This window comes from Mesorhizobium sp. M7A.F.Ca.ET.027.03.2.1 (assembly GCF_003999175.1).
Lineage (GTDB): Bacteria > Pseudomonadota > Alphaproteobacteria > Rhizobiales > Rhizobiaceae > Mesorhizobium.
On sequence record NZ_RZOM01000403.1, the window covers coordinates 1 to 5,010 of the forward strand.

Annotated in this window: 6 protein-coding genes; 4 read left to right on the top strand and 2 right to left on the bottom strand. The window is 63.9% G+C overall.

The genetic code is table 11. From position 1 onward, the window contains the following. The 4 genes from EN750_RS18170 to nhaA all read left to right on the top strand — a co-directional run. Positions 1-586 (top strand): ATP-dependent helicase C-terminal domain-containing protein (locus EN750_RS18170; RefSeq protein ID WP_281062308.1); only part of this gene is annotated, 586 nt, incomplete at its 5' end. Positions 587-704: 118 nt separating this feature from the next. Next, positions 705-2,036 (top strand): ActS/PrrB/RegB family redox-sensitive histidine kinase, encoded by a 1,332-nt coding sequence (locus tag EN750_RS18175; protein ID WP_127269931.1) that lies wholly within the window; start codon positions 705-707, stop codon positions 2,034-2,036. Positions 2,037-2,121: 85 nt separating this feature from the next. Then, positions 2,122-2,685: an ActR/PrrA/RegA family redox response regulator transcription factor gene (locus EN750_RS18180; protein ID WP_013528072.1), complete on the top strand. Its 564-nt coding sequence runs from the start codon at positions 2,122-2,124 to the stop codon at positions 2,683-2,685. 295 nt (positions 2,686-2,980) lie between these two features. Then, on the top strand, positions 2,981-4,177 hold the full coding sequence (nhaA, locus tag EN750_RS18190) for a Na+/H+ antiporter NhaA (protein ID WP_127397240.1): 1,197 nt from the start codon (positions 2,981-2,983) through the stop codon (positions 4,175-4,177). A 29-nt stretch (positions 4,178-4,206) separates the two neighbouring features. Here the strand turns inward: nhaA and EN750_RS18195 are convergent, their stop codons facing one another. Both EN750_RS18195 and EN750_RS39490 read right to left on the bottom strand, forming a co-directional pair. Continuing rightward, on the bottom strand, positions 4,207-4,707 hold the full coding sequence (locus EN750_RS18195; RefSeq protein WP_050596738.1) for an MmcB family DNA repair protein: 501 nt from the start codon (positions 4,705-4,707) through the stop codon (positions 4,207-4,209). A 91-nt stretch (positions 4,708-4,798) separates the two neighbouring features. Next, a partial coding sequence (locus tag EN750_RS39490) for a hypothetical protein (RefSeq protein WP_189526290.1) occupies positions 4,799-5,010 on the bottom strand: 212 nt, incomplete at its 5' end.

A 5,010-nucleotide genomic window follows, 5' to 3' on the forward strand; every position in this document is an offset into this window, starting at 1 on the left:
CGATGCGGTGCGCCAGCACGGGCTGTCGCTGCTGACTTGGAGCAAGGAGGCGCAAACGCTGCGCCAGCGGCTTGGCTGGTTGCATCGCGGCCTTGGCGCGCCTTGGCCCGATATGGCGGATGACGCCCTCATCGAGCACCTCGACGACTGGCTGCTGCCTTACCTGTCCGGCGCGGCATCCTTTGCCGCCATCGATGCGGGCGTTGTCTCGGCCGGGCTGGCCAGCCTCGTGCCACACGATCTGCAGCGCAGGATCGATACGCTGGCGCCGACCCATTTCGGTGCTCCGTCGGGCAGCCATGTGCCGATCCGCTATGACGGCGAATGGCCGGTGCTGGCGGTTCGCGTGCAGGAGCTGTTCGGCCTCGACCGCCATCCCACCATCGCCAATGGCGCCGTGCCGCTGACGCTCGAACTCCTGTCGCCGGCACACCGGCCGATCCAGACGACGCGCGACCTGCCCGGCTTCTGGCGGGGCTCCTGGGCCGATGTGCGCGCCGACATGCGCGGCCCCTATCCCAAGCATGTCTGGCCGGAAAACCCGCTGCTCGCCGCCGCCACCGCCCGCGCCAAACCCAGAGCATGATCCCAAAAAGTGAAAGCCGGTTTTTGGAAAAGATCATGCTCAAACAAGAAGTAGAGCCCCATTCCGACTCCTCGGATTGGGGCGGTACCTAGCGTTTGCCGCTTCGCGGCTGTAATCCATGGCCATGATCAACGTTTTGCGTTCGCCCGATTTCCAGCAGAGCCAGAGACTGCGCCTCAACACGCTGATCCGGTTGCGCTGGCTTGCCATTGTCGGGCAGAGCCTGACGGTGCTGGTCGTCGCCTATGGGCTGAAGTTTCCGCTGCCGGTCAGCCTCTGCTTTGCCCTGATCGCCTGTTCGGCCTGGATGAACCTGTTTCTCGCCTTCCGCTTTCCGGCGGCGCACCGGCTCACGCCGCTTGCCGCCTTCGGCATCCTCATCTTCGACAGCCTGCAGCTTGCCGGCCTGCTCTACATGACCGGCGGCCTCACCAACCCGTTCTCGCTGCTGATGACCGTGCCTGTCGTCATTTCGGCGACATCGCTGCCCCTGCGCCTGACCGCCATCCTCGGCGGGCTGGTCATGTCGGCGGCGACCTTTCTGGTCTTTGTCCACCTGCCGCTGCCCTGGCATGAGGACGCGCCGCTGGCGATGCCTTTTCTCTATGTCGCCGGCATGTGGATGGCGGTGCTGTCCTCGATCGCCTTCACCGCCATATACGCCTTCCGGGTGGCCGCCGAAGCCCGGCTTCTGGCCAATGCGCTCGCCGCAACAGAGCTGGTGCTGCAGCGCGAGCAGCACCTTTCGGCCCTCGACGGGCTGGCCGCCGCGGCCGCGCACGAGCTCGGCACGCCGCTCGCCACCATCGCACTTGTCGCCAAGGAGATGGAAAAGGCGCTCGGCAAGGATGCGAAATATGGGGAAGACGTAACGCTGTTGCGTTCGCAGAGCGAGCGTTGCCGCGAGATTCTCAAGCGGCTGACCAGCCTGTCCTCCGAGGGCGAGGCGCATCTTTCTCGGCTGCCATTGACCTCGCTGGTCGAGGAGGTCACCGCGCCGCACCGGGACTTCGGCATCTCGATCAAGCTTCGGCCCGGCGAACGCATCGGCCCCGAGCCGGTCGGGCGACGCAATCCGGGCGTCATCTACGGCCTCGGCAATTTGGTCGAGAACGCCGTCGATTTCGCCCGCAAAAGCGTCACCGTGCACTGGAGCTGGGACGAGGCCACCGTCACCTTCTCGATCATAGATGACGGCCCCGGCTTTCCGGCCGAGATCATCGACCGCATCGGCGAGCCCTATATGTCGACGCGTCAGGGCAATGAAACCGGCGGCGGTCTGGGCCTCGGCCTGTTCATCGCCAAGACCCTGCTCGAACGCTCCGGTGCCGTGCTCGATTTCCGCAATTCCAGCGGCCTGGGCGAGGGCGCCATGGTACAGATATCGTGGCCGCGTGGTGTGTTCCTCAATCCGGAAATCACTTCGGCCAGCATGTTCGACACCGCCTGAGAGCCTTGAAGGACCTCTAAAAATTGGACAATCGGGCTCAGGAACTATATTTGCGTAAAATTAAGGCAGCAGGAATTTTGAGACTATGACAGGCGACGAGAATATTGGCGCAATGGTTGAAGGCGAGGACACCTCGCTGCTTGTCGTCGATGACGACAAGCCGTTCCTCACGCGTCTGGCTCGCGCCATGGAAGCCAGGGGCTTCGTGGTCGAGACGGCCGAGAGCGTCGAGGAGGCGGTTGCCAAGGCGCGCGCCAATCCACCCGCCTACGCCGTGGTCGACATGCGGCTCGGCGACGGCAACGGCCTCGACGTGGTCGCGGCCATCCGCGAAAAGCGTGAGGATTCCCGCACCATCATCCTGACCGGCTATGGCAACATCGCCACCGCGGTGACCGCGGTGAAGCTCGGTGCGGTCGATTATCTCTCCAAGCCCGCCGACGCCGATGATATCTTCGCTGCACTCACCCGCACCGCCGGCGAGCGCGCGGCGCCGCCTGAAAACCCGATGTCGGCCGACCGCGTCCGTTGGGAGCATATCCAGCGCGTCTATGAGATGTGCGAGCGCAACGTCTCCGAGACAGCGCGCCGGCTCAACATGCACCGCCGCACCTTGCAGCGCATACTGGCCAAGCGCGCGCCACGTTAGGATCGCAGGGTGTCGCTTGGGGCCAAGTTTGTAACCAGCGGCGGAGAGGGCCCAATCGCCGAAGTCAGCGCCGCCCCTCATCGCCCTGCCGGGCACTTCTCCCCGTATAGTGACGGGTGAGAAGGGGCTAGCCGCAACCTAGGCGTAATTTCTGTAACGTTGGTGATTGGCGAAATCATAAATGACAGCGTCCCTCTCCCCGTCACTATACGGGGAGAGGATGCCGGCAGGCAGGTGAGGGGCGGCGCTAGCGCTTGGACAATGAAGCCCGCCAAACAGGCTTAACGGAGGCGACATGCAGGATCTGAAGCAGCGGCCGGTTTCCGTTTTCCGCGAATTTCTCGATAGCGAAGCGGCCGGCGGCATCATCCTGATGGTGGCGGCGGCACTGGCGCTGATCGTCGCCAACTCGCCGCTCGCCGAAACCTATTTCTCCGTGCTCCACGCCTATCTCGGCCCGCTCAGTGTCTCGCATTGGGTCAATGACGGGCTGATGGCGGTGTTCTTCCTGCTCGTCGGACTGGAGATTAAGCGCGAGATGCTGGACGGCCAGCTCTCCACCTGGCCCCGGCGCGTGCTGCCCGGCATTGCAGCCGCCGGCGGCATGTTGGTTCCGGCACTCGTCTATGTGGCCGTCAACCGCAACAATGCGGCCGCCCTGTCCGGCTGGGCGATCCCGACCGCCACCGACATCGCTTTCGCGCTCGGCGTGCTGTCGCTGCTCGGCAGCCGCGTGCCGGCTTCGCTGAAGGTGTTCCTCACAGCACTCGCCATCATCGACGACCTCGGTGCCGTCATCATCATCGCCATCTTCTACACCAGCGGCCTTTCGCTGGCTTATCTGGGTGCTGCCTTCGCCGTCATTGCCGCGCTTGTCGTGCTCAACCGCATGCGGGTGATGACGCTGGTTCCCTATCTCGTGCTCGGCGTCATCCTGTGGGTGCTGGTTCTGAAATCCGGCGTCCATGCCACGCTCGCCGGCGTGGCGCTGGCGCTGACCATCCCGCTTGAGCGTTCCGCCGGGATCGGCCACGATCTCGACCGTTCGCCCCTGCACCGGCTCGAGCACGGCCTGCACAAGATAGTGGCCTTCGTCGTCATCCCGATCTTCGGCTTTGCCAATGCCGGCGTTTCGCTCGCCGGTCTCAGCGTCAGTGCGCTGATTGAGCCGTTGACGCTGGGTGTCGCCGCCGGCCTGGTGGTCGGCAAGCTGGTCGGCGTGTTCGGCTCCTCGGCACTTGCCATCCGGCTCGGTCTTGCCGACCTGCCAGCCAATGCCGGCTGGACGCACATGATCGGCATATCGCTGCTGTGCGGCATCGGCTTCACCATGAGCCTGTTCATCGGCCTGCTCGCCTTCGCCGGCGACGTGGCGCTGCAGGACGCGGTCAAGGTCGGCATCCTCGCCGGTTCCTTCATCGCCGCTATCCTGGGCGCTGCCGTGCTGCTCATGGCGCCCGCCAGGGGTGGCGTGGAGGACGGTGAAGAGTAGAGGCAGTCTTAGGACTTGGGGGACAATCGCTACTCGCTCTCACCCTCCAGCGCCGGCACCGACACGCCGGCAAGCTCTGCCGCCAGCAGCCGCGAAGCGCCGGCCCGCGCGATCCGCAGCATCAGCGCTTTGCGCGTTGCCGCTGCCATGCGGTGCTCGGGCGCATCGCGCAGGATCTCGGCGCCGTAGCCGTCGGAGAGGATGAAGCCGCACTCCTGGGGAAATATCTCCGAGGGCACGCCGGGATGGGTGGCGAAGAAGAAGCGGTCGGAATGCAGCCGGTAGTCGGGCCATTTGCGGTCGACCCTGAAATCCTCGATCGAGGATTTGATCTCGATGATCCAGATATCGCCCTGCCGGGTCAGCGCGACGAGGTCGGCGCGGCGGCCCGTGGCCAGCGACAGTTCGGGCAACACATGTGCGCCCATATCCATGAGCAGCCGCTGTACGCCGCGCCGCACCAGCATGGCGCGTTCGGACTGGCGGCCGTCGATGAGAGGGTTGATGAGGATGGGGGAGATGATCGGCATGCCAGGCACCATGCCAGATTTTGTTCACGGTTTGAACCTGTTTTATGCAGACGATTGTATATTCGATATACCCGGATATACCCAAAAGAAGTCAGGCATTGATCCTTGAAAGATTGAGTTTGCGGTGCATACCGTCGCTTTCATGGGGACGGGTGACGCAAAATCGAACACTAAAGAAGGCCAACAAGTATGGGCCTTTGACCTTGACGCTCTGCGCAAGGCTTTCAGAAAGTCCGTTCGGGAGCATAAAGTCACGGCGGCTGATTGGGCGGAACACGCCAAGCAGTTCCTCGAAAAACAAAG